The sequence below is a fragment of the Nocardia sp. CA-119907 genome (assembly GCF_050955995.1).
In the GTDB taxonomy this organism is placed as follows: Bacteria; Actinomycetota; Actinomycetes; order Mycobacteriales; family Mycobacteriaceae; genus Nocardia.
On sequence record NZ_CP192091.1, the window covers coordinates 1,098,731 to 1,114,261 of the forward strand.

Sequence of the window (15,531 nt, forward strand, 5' to 3'; positions counted from 1 at the left end):
GGCACCGGTGTTTGTGCCCCAAACCCTTTCGGGGGCGCTGGCTCTTCGTGGCCCGACGCACGGTCCCGACGCTGCTCCGATCCAACAGCGTTGAAGGCGGGCTTCGGCGGGGTTGCCGGTGCCGGGTGCACTTATCTTTTCGCGGAGGTGAACAATGGACGTTTTGCATTCGGATATCCGGGAATTGTGGCTGGTGCAGAGCCGGGATTGCGGCCAAGAACCGGTGGGTCTCAGCGACGACCGGGCCCGTTTCATCCTGTCCGTCCACGCTGGCCACGGCGCTCGCTGTCGCCAATACCTGGCCGCCTCCGCCCACTGCTTCCGGCGCACCGCCGAGAAGTAGCCCGATACCCTGATGAGGGGTTCCGGTGCGGCGCTCAATTGTCGAGCGCCGCACCGGGTTCGGGTGCGGAGATTCTCGGTGGCGTCGTTGGTAGGCGCCGGGCCCATGCCCGAGCGTGCGACGGTAGACATTGATAAAGGTGCTGGCGCTGGCCCATCCACAGCGGTGCGCCACGGTGGTAACCGGAAGTGATTCGGCCAGCAGTTGCAACGCGCGGTGCAGGCGCAGCTGGGCGCGCCATTGCGGATAGGTCGGGGCGAGTGCGGTGCGGAACAGGCGGGCGAGGGTGCGTTCACTCGCACCGATCTGTCTTCCGAGCTCGGCCAGTGTCCACACCACCGTCTGGCGCAGGCGGGCGAGTTCGTCGGCGGCAGGTCCTCGGGGGCCGAGCAGGCGATGATCAGTTCGCGCGGGCGGGCTGTTCGTGCCGGTGCTCGGGGCCATTGCCGATGGTCATGGTCCCCAAGCCGTCCGCACCACACTGCGCTAATACCCGTGGTCGCGATCGCGTTGGCCGCTCTGCTGCCGGAACCGGCTCGCTGCGGGCATCAGTTGCGCTCGGCGAAAACCGCACGCGCCACGGTGATTCCATTCAGTGCGGCGGGAAATCCAGCGTAACCCGCCATCTGCGTGATGATTTCGACGACCTCGGTCTCGGTGCCGCCGACATTCAGCAGACCGTGGATGTGCACGCCCAGTTGCGGCGCGACGGTGCCGAGTGCGGTGCACATGGCGACGGTGACCATTTCGCGGGTCTTCAGGTCCAGACCCGGCCGCGAGTAGATATCGCCGAAGCTGTACTCGATGATGTAGCGTCCCAGATCCGGGGCGATATCGCGCAGCGAGTCGATAACTTGTTCGCCCGCGTGCCCATCGATCTCGGCGAGCTTCGCGCTCCCGCGCTCGAATCGGTCACCGCTCGGGGCCGGTGCCGGTTCGGTCGGTGCCGGGAGATCGGTCCGGGCGTCGAACACTTCGCGCGCCGCCGCCAGCCCGTTCAGTGCGGCAGGGAACCCCGCGTACACGCTGACATGGATGAGCGTCTCCACGATCTCCTCCCGCGTACACCCCACATTCAGCGCCCCGTCGATGTGGAACCGCAACTGCGGCGCCGCATTTCCCATCGCCGCCAGCGCGGATACTGTCGCCAACTGCCGCTGCCGCAAGGTCAGTCCGGGCCGCGACAGAATGTCGCCATACCCGAATTCGACGGTCAGCCGTCCGAGGTCCGGCGCGATATCCGCGAGACTGTCCAGCACCGCGGGCCGCTCCTGCCCACCGACCTGCCGAAGCAGCTCCAGTCCACGCTCGAAACGATCATTGCTGGTAGAAGCCTGTGCATTCGTCATGCACCGAACTCTAAAAGTTGGAGCGCACTCCAACGCAAGCACTGATTCGCCCGCCTGGCCAAGACCCCTGACCTCGGCACAGCCACCACCCACCACAACCACCAGACCTGCTCCCCGTGTGGGTGGTCGACATCAGTGGCTGTCGCACAGCCAGTGATTACCTCGCACAAGCTTGCAACCTATGCGAGGTATGCATTCGATATGCGCGACCTTAATCGGCTGGTGTGGTGTGGATTCGTCGTACTCGCGAGAGATCGGTCCGGCTCAGACTTCGAATGCCGATGGCAGTCGACTGCCCGCCCCGCAGATCACCTGGAGCAATCGGGTGACCGAGGCGATGACCGGATCGCCAGCTGGCGTCGGTATTCCGCTATCCGGAAGCAAGTGATCATCTGATGAGAGTCGGAGCCCTGGCTGTCGTCGCCGGTTTGGTATCGGTGCTGCTGGCAGCCGGATGTGGGGCGGACCAGTCCTCTGGTAATCGGGAGGTGGCGGGCGCCGACTGTCGTGCTTCGTTCGACGTGCGCTCGGGCGGTTCATCGCCGAACGGTGGTTTCACTCTTCTGACTGCCGCGAGGCAGGCGGCTTCCGGTGACATACCGGTCAAGATGGTGGAAATCACCCGAGCCGCCGGTCTCCAGGACGAGTGGGACACCATGGTGGTCGTTACGCCGGGCATGAAAGCCGAAAAGTTGAACGAACTCGCGAATACCCCGGGAATGTGCTGGGAGAACTTGCCCGGTCCCTACGGCGACGACAAGCCGACAACGGCCTACTATTTGTTCCTCTGCGCTGGAAATCCCATGCGGGCTGCGACCTGGTGGTTCCCTACGGATGACGAATTGGACTTCCGCTGGACGAGTACGAAAGTCGTGTACCCGGACACCGTGCTCACCCCGCTCCACTCACCTGGAGCCGATCCCAAACTCCGGGTGGCACCCGCGAATTGAGCCGAGGCCCTGGTGCCTTCAGAAAGGTTCAGCGCCCCACCGTGTCGTAGTCGCTCGTTTCCTCACAGCCAGGCCAACATTCGCCGCGCTCGATCCAAGTGCCCATTTGGCTGCCGGTCGGCCGCATCGCCCATCCGGAACCACCGGATCGCATCCTCGCGCGCTCCTCGCAGATACGCCAGCACGCCGAGGTTGTGCATGGCAACGGGCAATCCTGCCGGGTCATCCGGATCCTCGCCGAAAGCAGGCCATCTCAGCGCACAGCCCAGCTGAATGGACTGCATGCCGTCGTGGTCCACTCCAGGAAGGCAGCCGAAATCCATACGCCACGGCGTGCAATCGGGCGATCCAGAACTGGCATCGATTCCGAAATAAAATGGCGCGCACTGACTCTCACACCATGGCAGCGCGGAAACCTCGGAATATGCGCCCCATCCGTACTCGATCAGGCTGCGCTCCAACGCATCCCGCTGACATCGCCCTGCCGGCCCCACCATCCACCGCACCCAATCCACATCGATAGGCAGGGCGTGCCTAGCGATGGTCGACACCGCCCGATCCTAACCACCGCCTGGATCCCGGAACCTCTGGCTGTCGCATACCCAGTGATTACCTCGCACAAGCTGCAACCTTTGCAAGGTATTCATTCGATATGCGCGACATAATCGGCTGGCGCGGTGTGGATTTCGTCGTACTCGGTGGGCCAGCCGTCTTCGCCGACCTCGTATAGAGAGCCGTCCGCGCATTGGCACAGTGGGCGGCTGTTCGTCGGAGCGAGTCCGAGCTTGAACCAAGTGTCTTGGTGGAAGGCGATGAGCAGCGCTCTGACGGAACGGGCGATTTCCTTTCGCGGTGGCCGGGACATATGCGTCACGGCTCCAACGAGTTCGCGAGATCGGTCCGGCTCAGGAGGGCGGCCCAGTAGGCGTCGCGCAGGACATTCCACAGGTCCTCGTGTTGGGGAAGTAGTACCCGGGCGTCGGCCAGGTCCGGGTGGGGATCGAACATGATCGTGCCGGGTTGGGCGCTCGGCAGCGTCGTGCGCGACGGCAGGCGGTAGGCGGTGAACGCCGCACCGGGAAGCTGTAGGCGCAGGATGCGAGCGGAACTGCCGATCAACTGCCACACGGCGACCTTGCTGCCGTCCTGGGTTCGTGTGGTGCGCAAGGCATCTCGACGCATTACTGAACCTCGCCGTTCGTGCGCCCGATGCCGGGGGACGCCTCACCCCGGCACCGGGACGATTCGGTGGGTACGGACTGGACCACCCACTCGCGTACCGCATCCGCGAACCGTTCGACCACATCGGCTGGCGCGCCGCGGTAGGCAGCTGGCGGACCAACGAACGGATCTCGCTGCGGCAGTTCTCGATTCGGCACGTGCCGACCTCCCGGATCTCAACAGTGGTACGTGCGCTCGGCCCCTGAAAACAACTCCTGATCTGGGAAAAGTTCTCTCCGAGCGCATGGTGAGCACACCACCGGACGCATACCTGCTCGAGTAAAATCTGAATGTTCAGACGAACTCGTCGAAAGCTCCTGGACAGGATGCGAATGCGCTGTTGAACCGTGTTCGGAATTCGAGCGCAAGTGCATTCACTGTGTGGGGGGGAATCCGATGCCCGAGGAATCGCCGACGCTGCTGCGTCGCCAGCTGGGCCGTTTCCTGCGCGAGAAGCGCGAGGGGCGCGGCTTCGCAATCCAAGACGCCGCAAAGGCAGTTCAACTCAGCTACAACGGATTACAGCGCCTAGAGACCGGTCGTGCCGTCAAACCCCGGCGTCAGGATGTACGTGAGTTGTGCTCGCTGTACGAGGTGGAGCCCGATGCCACCGAGCAGGCGGTCGGACTGGCCTCGCGGGCAGCGGCGGCCAAGGACGAGGGCGGGATCACGTCCCTCGGTGGACTGTTCATCGACGCGTTCAACATGTACGTCGACATGGAACGCGCCGCGCGCCGCCTGATCTCCTACCAAGAGCTGGTACCAGGTCTGTTGCAAACCGCGGACTCTGCGCGCGGCATGATCCGGGCGTTCTATGTCGATGGCAATGAGGAAGACATCGAACGACGCGTGCAGGTCCGGCGATGAGCAGCGATCTGTACATCGAGCGGCCCGAAGACCGGCGTGTCATGTGGAGAGTCGATGTGTGACCAGTGTCCCGGGTGTGCGCGAACTCGGAATCCCATAGTCCTGGCCGGGAGAAGATCTTGGCTTGGGCGGGTGTCTGCTGCGGCAGATTCGCTTCCAGGCACTTGGTATTTCGCCGCCGGTTCGGTATCGACACCGGTGAGCGCTCGCAGACGGTGCGGAACAGGGTCTGGAAGTCTTCGATGACCTTGGACTGCGACTCCATCACTTCGTATACGCCGTTTTGCGAGCCTCGGGATTCTTCTCGCCGCCGCTGGACCATCGTCTTGGCGGAGATCAGGTCTGTACACGTTCGGGGGGCATCCCGGGGCCGATCGTGGCCTGGATTTCGGCGGGGTCGTGCACGCGACCGCAGTGGGCGCACACCGTTTGCTGGGTGATTCCCGCGCCGCATACCGAGTGGGTGTAGAGAATCGGGGGCTCGCCGTCGGTCGCCCATTCGTCGCCCCATTCGGTGAGCGCGACGAGCGCGGGGGCGAGCGCACGCCCCTTGTCGGTCAGCAGGTATTCATACAGGTCGGGCTGCTCGGAATACTTGCGGCGCACCATGATTCCGGCCTCCACGAAACCATTGAGCCGGGTCTTGAGGATGTTGGTCGCCACGCCCAGGCTGCGCTGGAAGTCGTTGTAACGGGTCGAACCCCCGAACACGGCGTCACGAACGATGAGCAAGCTCCAGCGTTCGCCGATCACCTCCAGTGCGCGCGCGATCGAGCACACCTGCGAGTCGTAGGTCTTCCCGAGCATGCGAACCAGTCTACCGATCCCACTTGCGTCATGAAAGTTGCCGTGACTATGCTCACTTGCATGATGCAAGTAGATGCGAAGCAGAACTTCACCACCGCTTTCTCGGTGGATCGGACGCCCCAGGAAGCCTTCGAGGCCATCGTCGATGTCCGCGGTTGGTGGTCGGAGGATGCCGAGGGCGTCACCGATCAGGTCGGCGGCGAGTTCGTCCACCGCTACCAGGATGTTCATCGCTGCACGATCCGCGTCACCGAACTGGTGCCCGGCCGCAAGGTCGCATGGCTCGTGCTGGACAACTACTTCAACTTCATCGAAGACCAGGCGGAATGGAAGGGCACCGAGATCGTCTTCGAAATCTCCGAAAACGACGGTGGCGCCGAGGTTCGCTTCACGCACGTGGGTCTGGTTCCGCAGTACGAGTGCTACGACGTGTGCTCCAACGCATGGGGTGGCTATATCGGCGGCAGTCTGCGGAATCTGATCAGTACCGGTGTGGGACAACCCAACCCGAAGGAGGGTGGAAACGCCCCGGCTCATCAGGACGCCGCGTCCGTGCTGCGCGCCGAGCGCTCACCTCGTGCCGTCACCCTGAAACCGGGCAGCATCCTGCTCGGAAGCACCCGGCCGGCGGAACTGCGGGACTGGTACCGCAGCACGCTCGCGCCGGAATACACAGGCGAAGGACCGATCGATCTCGGCGGCTTCCTACTGGTCATCGACCAGCGCGACGACCTTGGGACGAAGAACAACGAGCCGGGCCGGATGATCCTCAACTTCCATGTCGAGGACTTCGACGCCATCGAGGCGCGGCTGCGGGCGGCCGGCGTGGACTGGCTAGCTCCCGGTGCGGATCGCCCCTCCGGCCGCTTCGGGACCTTCGTGGACCCGGACGGGAACTACCTCCAGATAATCCAATTCAAGTAGCGCGGGCGCACCGTCAAGCCGCCGCCGGGATCGGGGATGCGGGGGCAGCCTCCAGCATGCCGAGCACGGCGTCGTGGCCCGCGCGCAGCTCGGCGCCATTACCTTCATTCGCCCTCGGAAATGTGCGCCGCGTCATCCGCCCCCCGGTATGTCGCCGGGGAGGGGGCGAGGTCGGGTTCGATCCCGCCGCTCCGGGACGGGACGCTTGCTAGCGTGGAGGGTCGATAGCAGCGGGTGAGCAGCCGCCTGTTCAGCAGTGCGGGATTCCGGTCGATGAAGACGTCGAAGTCAGCGGTGTCCGGCTTCTCTGCGTGATGACCGACGAGCTCGACCCAAGCCCGGCTGACGGTCACTGCCCAGGTTCAGCGCCCCTGCGTCGATCGCGCATCCCAGTTCGTCGGTGGCCTCTCCGCCGGTTGCCCACGGATGCCAGCCGAGGGCGACAGCCGCGTCGATCCATGTCTGGGCAACACATGATCACCCGGTGGTACTAGGGGCCCTCCCTCGGGGCGATCTCAGGGGCCGACCCCGATGCGTGGGGCGGGGAGGATTCCTACCCTCGAGGTATGCGGGTTGTGACGATAGGTATTGCTGCTGGTTTGGTTGCCCTACTCGTGGGATGTGCGCAGGATGCGGGTACGGATGCGTCGGCGGGGGTGTCGGAGAACCGGATTCGGGTGGTGCGGGGGGATATCGATCGGGCGGTGGAGGATGGGGTCACGGGGATGATCGCGACGCTGACCGAGAACGGGAAGACGGTCACGCTCACCAGTGGTGTCGCCGATATCGGTACCCATGCGCCGATTCCGGCGGCACCACCGCAGCGGGTGCGGATCGGCAGTGTCAGCAAGACGTTCACCAGTGCGGTGATGTTGCAGTTGGTGGCGGAGGGCAGGGTTCGGCTCGATGAGCCGGTGGATACGTATCTGCCGGGGGTGTTGCGAGGCGACGGGATCGACGGGCGGGCGATTACGGTCCGTCAGATCCTGCGGCACCAGAGCGGTTTGCCGGAGCTCACCGATGACCCGCGCGTCGACGAATATCGGGCGGGCCTGGAGGGGCGGATCATGACGCCCGCGGAGGAGATCGCGATAATCCTCAGCAGGCCAGCGGATTTCGCGCCGGGTGCGCGGTTCGAGTACAGCAATTCCAATTACATCGTGGCGGATATGCTCATCGAACGGGTCACGGGCGCATCGTATGTCGATGAGTTGAACCGGCGGATTCTGAAGCCGTTGCGGCTCGATGACACCTACTTGCCGGGGCCGGGTGAGCTCGATATCCGGGGCCCGCATCCCAAGGGGTACGCCGACATAGACGGCGTGATCACCGATGTGTCGCGCATCGAACCTTCGGTGCCGTGGGGGGCGGGCGGGATGGTCTCCACCGGCGACGATCTGAATCGGTTCTACCGAGCGCTGCTGGCCGGACAGGTGGTACCCGCGGCCGAACTGCGGGAGATGCGCGACGGTGTGCCGATGGGAATGCTCGACATATCCTACGGGCTCGGCGTCGGCTCCGCCCATTTGCCTTGCGGCGCAGAGTATGTCGGACACACCGGTGGCATCTCCGGGTACCTCACGATATCCGGCGCGACACCGGACGGCCGAGCAGTGACCTACGCCTATACCAAGCCGCCGAAACAGCAGCCCGATCAGACCGCCATGCTGTCGCACGCTCTTTGTTGATGAACAGAATTTGCATCAACATCAGCCCATCGTGAATCGATCCTCGGCTGTGTGATCTTTGGCTATCTCATAACCGTCTTTCGCTCGCTGTCGCACACGCGAAATCGCCTACGCCCGACAAGAATCTTCAGTAACATATCTCGACAACGCAGGTGCCTGTGCGGCGCACATGGACGTGCAGGCCGGATGGTCGGGAGATTCAGCAATGCAGCAGAAGCCGTCCCCGTCGCACTCGCGACGCACATTCATGAAGAATGCCGCCCTGGTCGGAGGTGTCGCCGCCGCAATGACACTGGCGCCAACCGGCCGCCGTGCGAGCGCCCAGCCGGACCGGTCGGTGGCCGTCTTCGGCGCGGGCCCCGCGGGGCTGACCGCCGCGCACGAGCTCGCCGAGCGCGGATTCGCTGTCACGGTGTACGAGAAGCTCGATGCCTTCGGCGGTAAGACGCGCAGCATCTACGCCGACTCCGGCGGGGGCCAACTGCCGGGCGAACACGGCTTCCGCAGCTTCTTCGGCTTCTATCACAATCTGCCCGATACGCTGCGCCGGATCCCGTTCCCCGGCAATGCGAACGGCGTGTGGGACAACCTGGTCCGCCTCAATGCGGCGATGATCGCGGGCATGAATCGGCACAACCTCACCGTGCCGCTGCCGTTCCCGCTACCGTTCTCCCAATTCCCTATGACGCCCCAGGGATTCATCGATTCCGTCGCATCGGTCTTCGAGTCGCTGTTCCGCCTGCCGCTACCCGAGGCGGTGTTCGCCGCGGAGCGACTGGCCGTCTACGTCTCGAGCAGCACCGAGCGCAAATTCGGTCAGTGGGAGCGAATGACCTGGACCGATTTCGCGCGCCTGGACAATTCGTCCCCGGAGTACAACCGCTTCCTCGGCGACGGCTTCATTCGCGAACTCGTGGCCACCAAATCCCGCAACTGCAGCGCGCATTCGATCGGTCTGGTCGGCGAGGAGTATGTCTGGTCGCTGCTGAACCTCGACAACGACACCGACGGCAAGGGCAATGACCGCGTACTCAACGGCCCGACCACCGAGACGTGGATCAATCCGTGGATCGACTACCTGCGCTCGATCGGCGTGACCTTCGCACTGGGCCAACGTCTTTCGGGCTTCAGTAGCGACGGCGCACACATCACCTCGGCCACCGTGACCGACCGGAGCGGCGCCCGTCGGACGGTGGAGGCCGACTACTACCTCTCGGCGATCCCGCTCGACAAATTCCCGGACCTGCTCTCCGATGACCTGTCCGCCGCCGATCCCACCCTGGACCGCATCCGAAACCTCCAGGCCGCGTGGATGGTCGGCATCCAGTTCTTCCTGCGCAAACGGGTCGACCTGGCCAATGGCCACGTCGGCTACAACGACGCACCCTGGGGCCTGACCTCGATCAGCGAGGCCCAGTTCTGGCGGCGACCCTTGACCACCTACGGCGACGGCACCGTCCAGGATGTGCTCTCCGCCATCATCTCCGAATGGGAGGAGCCCGGCACCTTCAACCGCAAGACCGCCGAACAATGCACACCCGAGGAGATCGCCCGCGAAACCTGGGCGCAGATCAAGGCCCACGTCAATGATGACGGTGACATCCAGCTCGCCGACGAAATGCTGCACTCCTGGATGATCGACCCCGCCCTCACTGGTGCCGGCACCCCCGATATCGGCTACGACGACGCCATTTTCATCCAGAACCCGGGCTCCTGGTCCGACCGCCCCGACGCCTATACCGACATCGACAACCTGTTCCTGGCGGGCGACTGGATCAAAACCGGCATGAACGTCGCCTGCATGGAGGGCGCCAACGAAGGCGGCCGCCTCGCGGCCAACGCCATCCTGCACGCCTCCGGCTCCCCGGCCGCACCCGCCACCATCACCCCCCGCTTCACCATGCCCCTCTGGGAGCCCCTCAAACTCATCGACCGCGAACTCTACAAAGCAGGCCAGCCCAACATGTTCGACCTCATCGACCGCCGCTACCCCACCCGCTAGCCCGTGCCCCAGTCGACGGTAGTCAAATGGTCGCGAGAACACAGGGCGCAAGCCGCCCTTTGACTACTGTCGGCGAACTATCCACAGGGTGGTGGGTGTGGACAGGGTGGGGAGAGGTGCTGGTGCCTGCCGACCCTGGATCTGGCGCTGCGTCAAGGGCTCTCGCGTGCGGAGTTGGGTGGTGAGATCGAAAGGCAGGCGGGCAGGCGTGGCTGCACGCAAGCGGCTGAGTTGATTCCGCTAGCCGATTCCCGAGCGGAGTCCCCCATGGAGTCGCGCACGCGCCTGCGGTGCATCGACGCGCGCCTGCCCCATCCCGAGCCGCAACTGGAGGTGCAGACACCTGATGGTCTGCGCCGCTTAGACCTCGGCTGGCGCAAATGGCAAATTGGTCTCGAATACGACAGCGCCACTTGGCATTCCGGCGAACCTGCAGCCGTCCGCGACAACCCCCGCCACAACTGCCTCACCACCCACGGCCGGACCACCTTCTGCACCGCCGCCCCCCACGTCTACCACCACCCCCACACCTTCACCGAACCCATCCGCCACGCCATCCGCCACCGGCAGGCCGTGCGTCGAGCGTAGTCATCGGGTCGCTCAATTGAGCCGCTCGAGCCACCTTTCGACTACGGTCGCGAACTCTCGGCACGGGGCGGAGTTCAGATGAGGTCTTTGTGCTTGCGGATGCGGCGGCGGATATCGGTCATTAGCGCATAGGTGCCGCCGTGGCGAAGGAATCGCGGAATGAAGCGGTTGACGAAGGCGACGAATACGAACAGGTGCTCGAAGCGGCGCTGGTCGGCGGATGTCCATTCGACCTGGAGCTGTTCGCGGAAAATGGGGGCCAGGAAGCCGATTGTGAGGAACTTCAACAGGTTTCGGAACGGCAGGCGCAGATACCAGTGGATCATGCGCAGATTCAGCAGATCGTTCAGATAGCCGCGGACGTAGTCGTCGAGCACCACCTGTGCGCAGGCCTCGTTCCAGTAGCGATCGAATTCGGCGCGGGTCGCGGGCCACATCTCCTCGGTGACCTGGAGTGTGGTGCCCAGCGTCGAGGAGGACGAGTAGAAGGCCTCGGCCTGTTCGTCGTTCATCCGGCCCTGTAACAGCTGGTAGGTGTCCTCGAAGCCGATGTAGAGGCAAGCGGCGACCCACAATTGGAGGTTGCGGTCGAAGGCGTTGTACTTCACCGCCGCACCCGGCTGCGAATGTACGTGCCGGTGCGCGACATTCACCGCCTCGCGGTAGGCCCGCCGCTCCTCTTCGGTGCCGAGGATGGCGACCGCGAGGTACTGCGTGGTGGTGCGGGCTCGCTTCCACGGATGCTTCATCAGCGCACCGGATTCCACGCGGCTCTCCGCCACGCCGTACCCGACGCCGGGGCGCGACATCTGCATCGCCACATTGGCCGCGGCCCCGGCGAAGGACCAGAAGTCCAGCGCATCGGTCAGTTTGACCGGCCGCTTGGTGAACGGACGGTGCGCGGAGTTGATGTGGATGCGGGTCTGTTCCTTCGTCAGCTCCGTGTGGTCGAGGGAGGTGGGCCGCAATGCTGCCGAAGCCGCGTTGCTCGTCATCGAACTCTCCTGCCGCCAAACCGGCCCCGCATGGGCCGTACATCGATTATGTTACTAAGGATTCTTAAGTTCAAGACCATACGTTATCTGGCTAAGCTGGGTTGTCTATCGATAATCGCGAAACTAAGTGTCCTCGAGTTCTTCCGCTATCGACAGAATTGTGCGTAACATACGCAGCCATACCCCGACCGATCGGACAGTGATCGGCCGCACTCGCGCCGTAGCGATACCTCGATCCGGCGCGGGTCCGGCCGTCCCGCTCGGGCGGCGTAGGAAAGGACGCAGGCGCATGCTCAAGAAGCTGGATCGAATATTCAGCTACGAGATGAAGGTCTCCGAATTCCTCGGCACCCTCATCATCCTCGCCATCCCGTACGGGCTCGTCGGGCTCATCTGGACGCTGACCCACACCAGCCACCTGCACCGCATGCACGGCATCGACGTGGTCATCTCGTTCCTCGGCTCGATCGTGTGCTGGCCGGTACTCACCTTCTCGAATGTGTGTATGACCTGATGATGATCTTGGTTTGGCTCATCGACATCTTGGTGATCGGCGTCAAGATCCTCGGGGGGCGTATGAAAGTCAATCCGGTGCTGCGGTTCGGGCTCTGGCTCGCCGTGCTGAGCACCGCCGCCGCCGGTATCGCCGTGGTCGGCTATGTCCTCGTCCTGCTACAGCATCAACTGAGCGAGTCGGCATGAGTACCGAACTCGCCGAACCGCCCACCGAGCCAACCGATCTGGAGCGGGCGGTCGAGGATCTGAAGGGGCTGTGGCGGCGCCATCCCCAGCGGTCGCTGGAGACGCTGGGCCGTCAGGTCCGGTTGCTGCGCGATGCCTTCGTCGAGATGGTGCGCGCGATGCTGGTGCGCCGCTTTCCCTTTCAGGAGTTCATCAAACAGTGCGCGTTCATGGCGAGCGTTTCGGCCGCGCCGACCGTCTTCGTCGCGATTCCGGTCGCCGTCGTCGTCTCGATCCAGGTCGGCGCGCTGGTGAATCAGGTCGGTGCGACGACGTTCATCGGCGCGGTCAGCGGTCTCGGCATCATTCGCCAGGGCGCACCGCTGGTCACCTCGCTGATGATCGCGGGTGCGGTCGGCTCGGCCATCTGCGCCGACCTCGGCTCCCGCACCATTCGCGAGGAGATCGACGCCATGATGGTGATGGGCGTCGATCCGGTGCGCAGGCTGGTCGCGCCGCGGCTGCTGGCGGCGATCCTGGTCAGCATCCTGCTGTGCGGATTCGTGGTCTTCGTCGGGTTCGCCACCGGCTACATGTTCAATGTCTACGCCCAGGGCGGTACGGCGGGTTCGTTCATCAGCACCTTCGCCTCCTTCGCGGTGGCGAACGATCTGGTGATCGCGCTGGTCAAGGCGGCCATCTTCGGTGCGCTCACCGCGATCATCGCCTGCGACATCGGATTACACACCAAGGGTGGACCGGGCGGTGTCGCCAATTCGGTCAACGCCGCAGTGGTCAACTCGGCGCTGATGCTGTTCGCCACCAACATCATCATCACCCAGATCTACAACACGCTGTTCCCGGCGAAGGTGATCTGAGATGGGCACCCGGTACACCCCACCGGCTCTGAAACCGATCCGCGCGGTGGGCGAGGTGGCCCGCGTGCCGATCCGGGCCAATCAGCGACTCGGCCATCAGGCGATCACGTTCTTTCAGGCCGTCTCGGCAATTCCCTTCGTGCTCCGGCACTATCGCAAGGAAGTGCTGCGGCTGACCGCCGATGTCGGGTGGGGCAATGGTTCGCTCATCGTCGGTGGCGGCACGGTCGGCGTCGTCATCATCCTGTGCGGATTCGGCGGAATCACCGTCGGCATGGAGTCCTACACCGCGCTGAACCTGCTGACGATGAATCCGCTGACCGGCGCGATCTCGGGTTTCGCGACCACCAGGGAGATCGGGCCGATCCTGGCCACGCTGGCCTTCGCCATCCAAGCCGGATGCCGATTCACCGCGCAGTTGGGTGCGATGCGGATCTCCGAGGAGATCGACGCACTGGAATCCATTGCCATCCGGCCGCTTCCGTACCTGGTCACCACCCGGATGATCGCCGCGATCCTGACCATTGTCCCGCTCTACAGCGTGGGCCTGGCGGTGGCGTATCTGATGACGAAGCTGGCCGTTCTGTTCCTCGGCGGCACCTCCGCCGGGACCTACGACCACTACTTTTTCCAATTCCTCAATGGCATCGATGTCTTCTTCTCGGTCATCAAAGTCGTGGTGTTCGTGCTGATTTCGACCTTCATCCAGTGCTACTACGGCTTCATCGCCACCGGTGGCCCGGAAGGGGTCGGCCACGCGGCCGGGCGGGCGATCAAGATGGTCATCGTCGTCATGGTGTTCGTGAATCTGTTTCTGACCCTCGCGATCTGGGGTATCGACCCCGGGTTCCGGATATCGGGGTAGGCGCATGCTGCTCGATCCAAGTGGGCGCGGACCCACCGCCCGTCAACTCACCCTCGCCGGAATCGCCGTGACCACCGCGACGGCGCTGCTGCTGTATCTGCTGGGGCTGCGCTATACCGGCTACTTCGAAGACAAGGTTTCCGTGGTCGCCGTGCTCACGAGTACCGGGGACGGGCTGCCCACCCATGCCGATGTGAAATTCCGCGGCATGGTGGTCGGTTCGGTGGCGGCCGTCGAGGTCGTCGCGAAGGGGCAACGTCAGGACGCCGACCTGGATCTGAAACCCGGTGTGGCGGAATTGGTTCCGGCCGATGTCACCGCACGGGTGATTCCGAACAATATCTTCGGCGTGACCGCCATCGAACTGGTCGACAACGGCCACACCACCGACACGCTGCGCGCGGGCGCCCGAATTCCCGAGGACACCGGCGCGGGCACCGTGCAATTGCAGACCACGCTCAGCGTGCTGCGTGATGTGCTCGACCACATTCAGCCGGAGAAATTGGGCCGGGTGCTCGCCACTCTGGCCGACGCGCTCGAGCCGGGGGCGCGGGTGCCGGGGTCCACCGTCGAACGCCTCGATACCTGGCTCACCCAGGTGCACGCGATTCCCGGCATCGGCGATCTGCTCGGCAATCTGGGCCGGGCGGTGACGGCGCTCAGCGTTTCGGCACCGGAGTTGGTCGGCGTGCTGTCCGATTCGGTGACCACGGCGCGCACCTTGACCGAGCGGCGCGACAATCTCGTCGCACTGCTGACCAATGCCAGCGGCACGGTCGACTCGGTCAATGCGCTGTTCGCGCGGAATCCGGACTCCGGCAAAGATCTGGTCGCCGGACTGGACGGCCTGTTCGGCGGTCTGGCCCGGGATCCGCAGGCCATTCCGGACACGGCCGCCAACTTCAATGCCGCACTGCAGCGGGTGCGTACAACCTTCGGTTTCGGGCCGAGTCGCCAGATGGTGTGGAAGATGGACGTCAGCTTCACGCCGTTCCAGCAGTACACCGCCAAGGATTGCCCGCACTACGGCACCATGGCGGGGCCGCGCTGTGGCGGCACTAGCATTCCAGACGTCCCTGTGCCACAGGAGTTTCCACCGCAACTGATGCCCAAGCGGTTGGCCGCCGCTGGACCGCCGCCCGCCGTCGCGATACCGGGAATTCCCGGCCTGCCCAGCATTCCGGGCCTGACCGCGCCCGCGGCGGCGACAGATCGACCCGCCCCACCGAATTCGACTGGGTTGCGCGGACTCGATGCCGCCGCCGCGATCGTCGGTGGTCGCCCGACTGCCGCGCAGTACCTGCTGCTGGCTCCGGTGCTGGCCGGTGGCTCGGTGACCGTATACGACACCGCATCGAACGCGGGGGGTTAGC

At 64.4% G+C, this 15,531-nt stretch carries 18 protein-coding genes and 1 pseudogene; 12 read left to right on the forward strand and 7 right to left on the reverse strand.

Annotated elements, in window-relative coordinates:
• Positions 1-154 precede the first annotated feature (154 nt).
• The gene (locus tag ACQP2D_RS05075) at positions 155-343 is read left to right on the forward strand and encodes a hypothetical protein (RefSeq protein WP_433685988.1); all 189 of its coding nucleotides are present in this window, start codon (positions 155-157) and stop codon (positions 341-343) included.
• 90 nt (positions 344-433) lie between these two features.
• Here ACQP2D_RS05075 and ACQP2D_RS05080 read toward each other — a convergent pair.
• Both ACQP2D_RS05080 and ACQP2D_RS05085 read right to left on the reverse strand, forming a co-directional pair.
• Positions 434-753: pseudogene (locus tag ACQP2D_RS05080) on the reverse strand (helix-turn-helix transcriptional regulator); the annotation flags it as partial.
• 138 nt (positions 754-891) lie between these two features.
• On the reverse strand, positions 892-1,692 hold the full coding sequence (locus tag ACQP2D_RS05085) for a carboxymuconolactone decarboxylase family protein (RefSeq protein WP_433682552.1): 801 nt from the start codon (positions 1,690-1,692) through the stop codon (positions 892-894).
• A 395-nt stretch (positions 1,693-2,087) separates the two neighbouring features.
• Between ACQP2D_RS05085 and ACQP2D_RS05090 the strand changes: the two genes are divergently transcribed.
• Positions 2,088-2,642 carry a hypothetical protein gene (locus ACQP2D_RS05090; protein ID WP_433682553.1) on the forward strand — a complete coding sequence of 185 codons (555 nt, stop codon included), beginning with the start codon at positions 2,088-2,090 and terminating at the stop codon, positions 2,640-2,642.
• Between the two features lie 62 nt (positions 2,643-2,704).
• On the opposite strand, the gene ACQP2D_RS05095 is transcribed toward ACQP2D_RS05090, so the two are convergent.
• The 3 genes from ACQP2D_RS05095 to ACQP2D_RS05105 form a co-directional block, all read right to left on the reverse strand.
• Complete coding sequence (locus ACQP2D_RS05095) at positions 2,705-3,193, reverse strand: hypothetical protein (protein ID WP_433682554.1); 489 nt, start codon at positions 3,191-3,193, stop codon at positions 2,705-2,707.
• A 92-nt stretch (positions 3,194-3,285) separates the two neighbouring features.
• Positions 3,286-3,507 carry a hypothetical protein gene (locus ACQP2D_RS05100; RefSeq protein WP_433682555.1) on the reverse strand — a complete coding sequence of 74 codons (222 nt, stop codon included), beginning with the start codon at positions 3,505-3,507 and terminating at the stop codon, positions 3,286-3,288.
• A 5-nt stretch (positions 3,508-3,512) separates the two neighbouring features.
• Positions 3,513-3,824, reverse strand: coding sequence for a hypothetical protein (locus ACQP2D_RS05105; RefSeq protein WP_433682556.1), 312 nt, complete (start codon positions 3,822-3,824; stop codon positions 3,513-3,515).
• Between the two features lie 435 nt (positions 3,825-4,259).
• On the opposite strand from ACQP2D_RS05105, the gene ACQP2D_RS05110 reads away from it, so the two are divergent.
• Positions 4,260-4,730: a Scr1 family TA system antitoxin-like transcriptional regulator gene (locus ACQP2D_RS05110; protein WP_433682557.1), complete on the forward strand. Its 471-nt coding sequence runs from the start codon at positions 4,260-4,262 to the stop codon at positions 4,728-4,730.
• A 336-nt stretch (positions 4,731-5,066) separates the two neighbouring features.
• On the opposite strand, the gene ACQP2D_RS05115 is transcribed toward ACQP2D_RS05110, so the two are convergent.
• Complete coding sequence (locus tag ACQP2D_RS05115) at positions 5,067-5,537, reverse strand: winged helix-turn-helix transcriptional regulator (RefSeq protein ID WP_433682558.1); 471 nt, start codon at positions 5,535-5,537, stop codon at positions 5,067-5,069.
• 60 nt (positions 5,538-5,597) lie between these two features.
• Between ACQP2D_RS05115 and ACQP2D_RS05120 the strand changes: the two genes are divergently transcribed.
• From ACQP2D_RS05120 to ACQP2D_RS05135, 4 genes are all read left to right on the forward strand, one after another.
• Positions 5,598-6,461: an SRPBCC domain-containing protein gene (locus tag ACQP2D_RS05120; RefSeq protein ID WP_433682559.1), complete on the forward strand. Its 864-nt coding sequence runs from the start codon at positions 5,598-5,600 to the stop codon at positions 6,459-6,461.
• Positions 6,462-7,027: 566 nt separating this feature from the next.
• Positions 7,028-8,149 carry a serine hydrolase domain-containing protein gene (locus ACQP2D_RS05125; protein ID WP_433682560.1) on the forward strand — a complete coding sequence of 374 codons (1,122 nt, stop codon included), beginning with the start codon at positions 7,028-7,030 and terminating at the stop codon, positions 8,147-8,149.
• Positions 8,150-8,435: 286 nt separating this feature from the next.
• Positions 8,436-10,151: a hydroxysqualene dehydroxylase gene (locus ACQP2D_RS05130; RefSeq protein WP_433682561.1), complete on the forward strand. Its 1,716-nt coding sequence runs from the start codon at positions 8,436-8,438 to the stop codon at positions 10,149-10,151.
• 267 nt (positions 10,152-10,418) lie between these two features.
• Positions 10,419-10,739, forward strand: coding sequence for a hypothetical protein (locus tag ACQP2D_RS05135; protein WP_433682562.1), 321 nt, complete (start codon positions 10,419-10,421; stop codon positions 10,737-10,739).
• 74 nt (positions 10,740-10,813) lie between these two features.
• Here ACQP2D_RS05135 and ACQP2D_RS05140 read toward each other — a convergent pair whose 3' ends face one another.
• On the reverse strand, positions 10,814-11,734 hold the full coding sequence (locus ACQP2D_RS05140) for an oxygenase MpaB family protein (RefSeq protein WP_433682563.1): 921 nt from the start codon (positions 11,732-11,734) through the stop codon (positions 10,814-10,816).
• Positions 11,735-12,023: 289 nt separating this feature from the next.
• On the opposite strand from ACQP2D_RS05140, the gene ACQP2D_RS05145 reads away from it, so the two are divergent.
• Genes ACQP2D_RS05145 through ACQP2D_RS05165 form a run of 5 tightly spaced genes read left to right on the forward strand, consistent with a single transcriptional unit; the run spans position 12,024 to position 15,530 of the window.
• Positions 12,024-12,248 carry a hypothetical protein gene (locus ACQP2D_RS05145; protein WP_433601235.1) on the forward strand — a complete coding sequence of 75 codons (225 nt, stop codon included), beginning with the start codon at positions 12,024-12,026 and terminating at the stop codon, positions 12,246-12,248.
• 2 nt (positions 12,249-12,250) lie between these two features.
• Complete coding sequence (locus ACQP2D_RS05150) at positions 12,251-12,436, forward strand: hypothetical protein (protein ID WP_433682564.1); 186 nt, start codon at positions 12,251-12,253, stop codon at positions 12,434-12,436.
• Entirely contained in the window at positions 12,433-13,293 is an 861-nt protein-coding gene (locus tag ACQP2D_RS05155) for an MlaE family ABC transporter permease (protein ID WP_433682565.1), read from the forward strand. The genes ACQP2D_RS05150 and ACQP2D_RS05155 overlap by 4 nt, the downstream gene beginning before the upstream one ends.
• A gap of 1 nt (position 13,294) precedes the next feature.
• Positions 13,295-14,158, forward strand: a complete 864-nt coding sequence (locus tag ACQP2D_RS05160; RefSeq protein WP_433682566.1) for an ABC transporter permease — start codon at positions 13,295-13,297, stop codon at positions 14,156-14,158.
• Positions 14,159-14,162: 4 nt separating this feature from the next.
• Positions 14,163-15,530: an MCE family protein gene (locus tag ACQP2D_RS05165; RefSeq protein WP_433682567.1), complete on the forward strand. Its 1,368-nt coding sequence runs from the start codon at positions 14,163-14,165 to the stop codon at positions 15,528-15,530.
• The last annotated feature ends 1 nt before the right edge of the window (position 15,531 follow it).

Coding starts and splice junctions, on each gene's coding strand:
- ACQP2D_RS05120 (WP_433682559.1), top strand. CDS start 5,598: ATGATGCAAGTAGATGCGAAGCAGAACTTCACCACCGCTTTCTCGGTG.
- ACQP2D_RS05075 (WP_433685988.1), top strand. CDS start 155: ATGGACGTTTTGCATTCGGATATCCGGGAATTGTGGCTGGTGCAGAGC.
- ACQP2D_RS05085 (WP_433682552.1), bottom strand. CDS start 1,692: ATGACGAATGCACAGGCTTCTACCAGCAATGATCGTTTCGAGCGTGGA.
- ACQP2D_RS05145 (WP_433601235.1), top strand. CDS start 12,024: ATGCTCAAGAAGCTGGATCGAATATTCAGCTACGAGATGAAGGTCTCC.
- ACQP2D_RS05115 (WP_433682558.1), bottom strand. CDS start 5,537: ATGCTCGGGAAGACCTACGACTCGCAGGTGTGCTCGATCGCGCGCGCA.
- ACQP2D_RS05160 (WP_433682566.1), top strand. CDS start 13,295: ATGGGCACCCGGTACACCCCACCGGCTCTGAAACCGATCCGCGCGGTG.
- ACQP2D_RS05150 (WP_433682564.1), top strand. CDS start 12,251: ATGATCTTGGTTTGGCTCATCGACATCTTGGTGATCGGCGTCAAGATC.
- ACQP2D_RS05105 (WP_433682556.1), bottom strand. CDS start 3,824: ATGCGTCGAGATGCCTTGCGCACCACACGAACCCAGGACGGCAGCAAG.
- ACQP2D_RS05165 (WP_433682567.1), top strand. CDS start 14,163: ATGCTGCTCGATCCAAGTGGGCGCGGACCCACCGCCCGTCAACTCACC.
- ACQP2D_RS05155 (WP_433682565.1), top strand. CDS start 12,433: ATGAGTACCGAACTCGCCGAACCGCCCACCGAGCCAACCGATCTGGAG.
- ACQP2D_RS05100 (WP_433682555.1), bottom strand. CDS start 3,507: ATGTCCCGGCCACCGCGAAAGGAAATCGCCCGTTCCGTCAGAGCGCTG.
- ACQP2D_RS05135 (WP_433682562.1), top strand. CDS start 10,419: ATGGAGTCGCGCACGCGCCTGCGGTGCATCGACGCGCGCCTGCCCCAT.
- ACQP2D_RS05090 (WP_433682553.1), top strand. CDS start 2,088: ATGAGAGTCGGAGCCCTGGCTGTCGTCGCCGGTTTGGTATCGGTGCTG.
- ACQP2D_RS05110 (WP_433682557.1), top strand. CDS start 4,260: ATGCCCGAGGAATCGCCGACGCTGCTGCGTCGCCAGCTGGGCCGTTTC.
- ACQP2D_RS05125 (WP_433682560.1), top strand. CDS start 7,028: ATGCGGGTTGTGACGATAGGTATTGCTGCTGGTTTGGTTGCCCTACTC.
- ACQP2D_RS05130 (WP_433682561.1), top strand. CDS start 8,436: ATGACACTGGCGCCAACCGGCCGCCGTGCGAGCGCCCAGCCGGACCGG.
- ACQP2D_RS05140 (WP_433682563.1), bottom strand. CDS start 11,734: ATGACGAGCAACGCGGCTTCGGCAGCATTGCGGCCCACCTCCCTCGAC.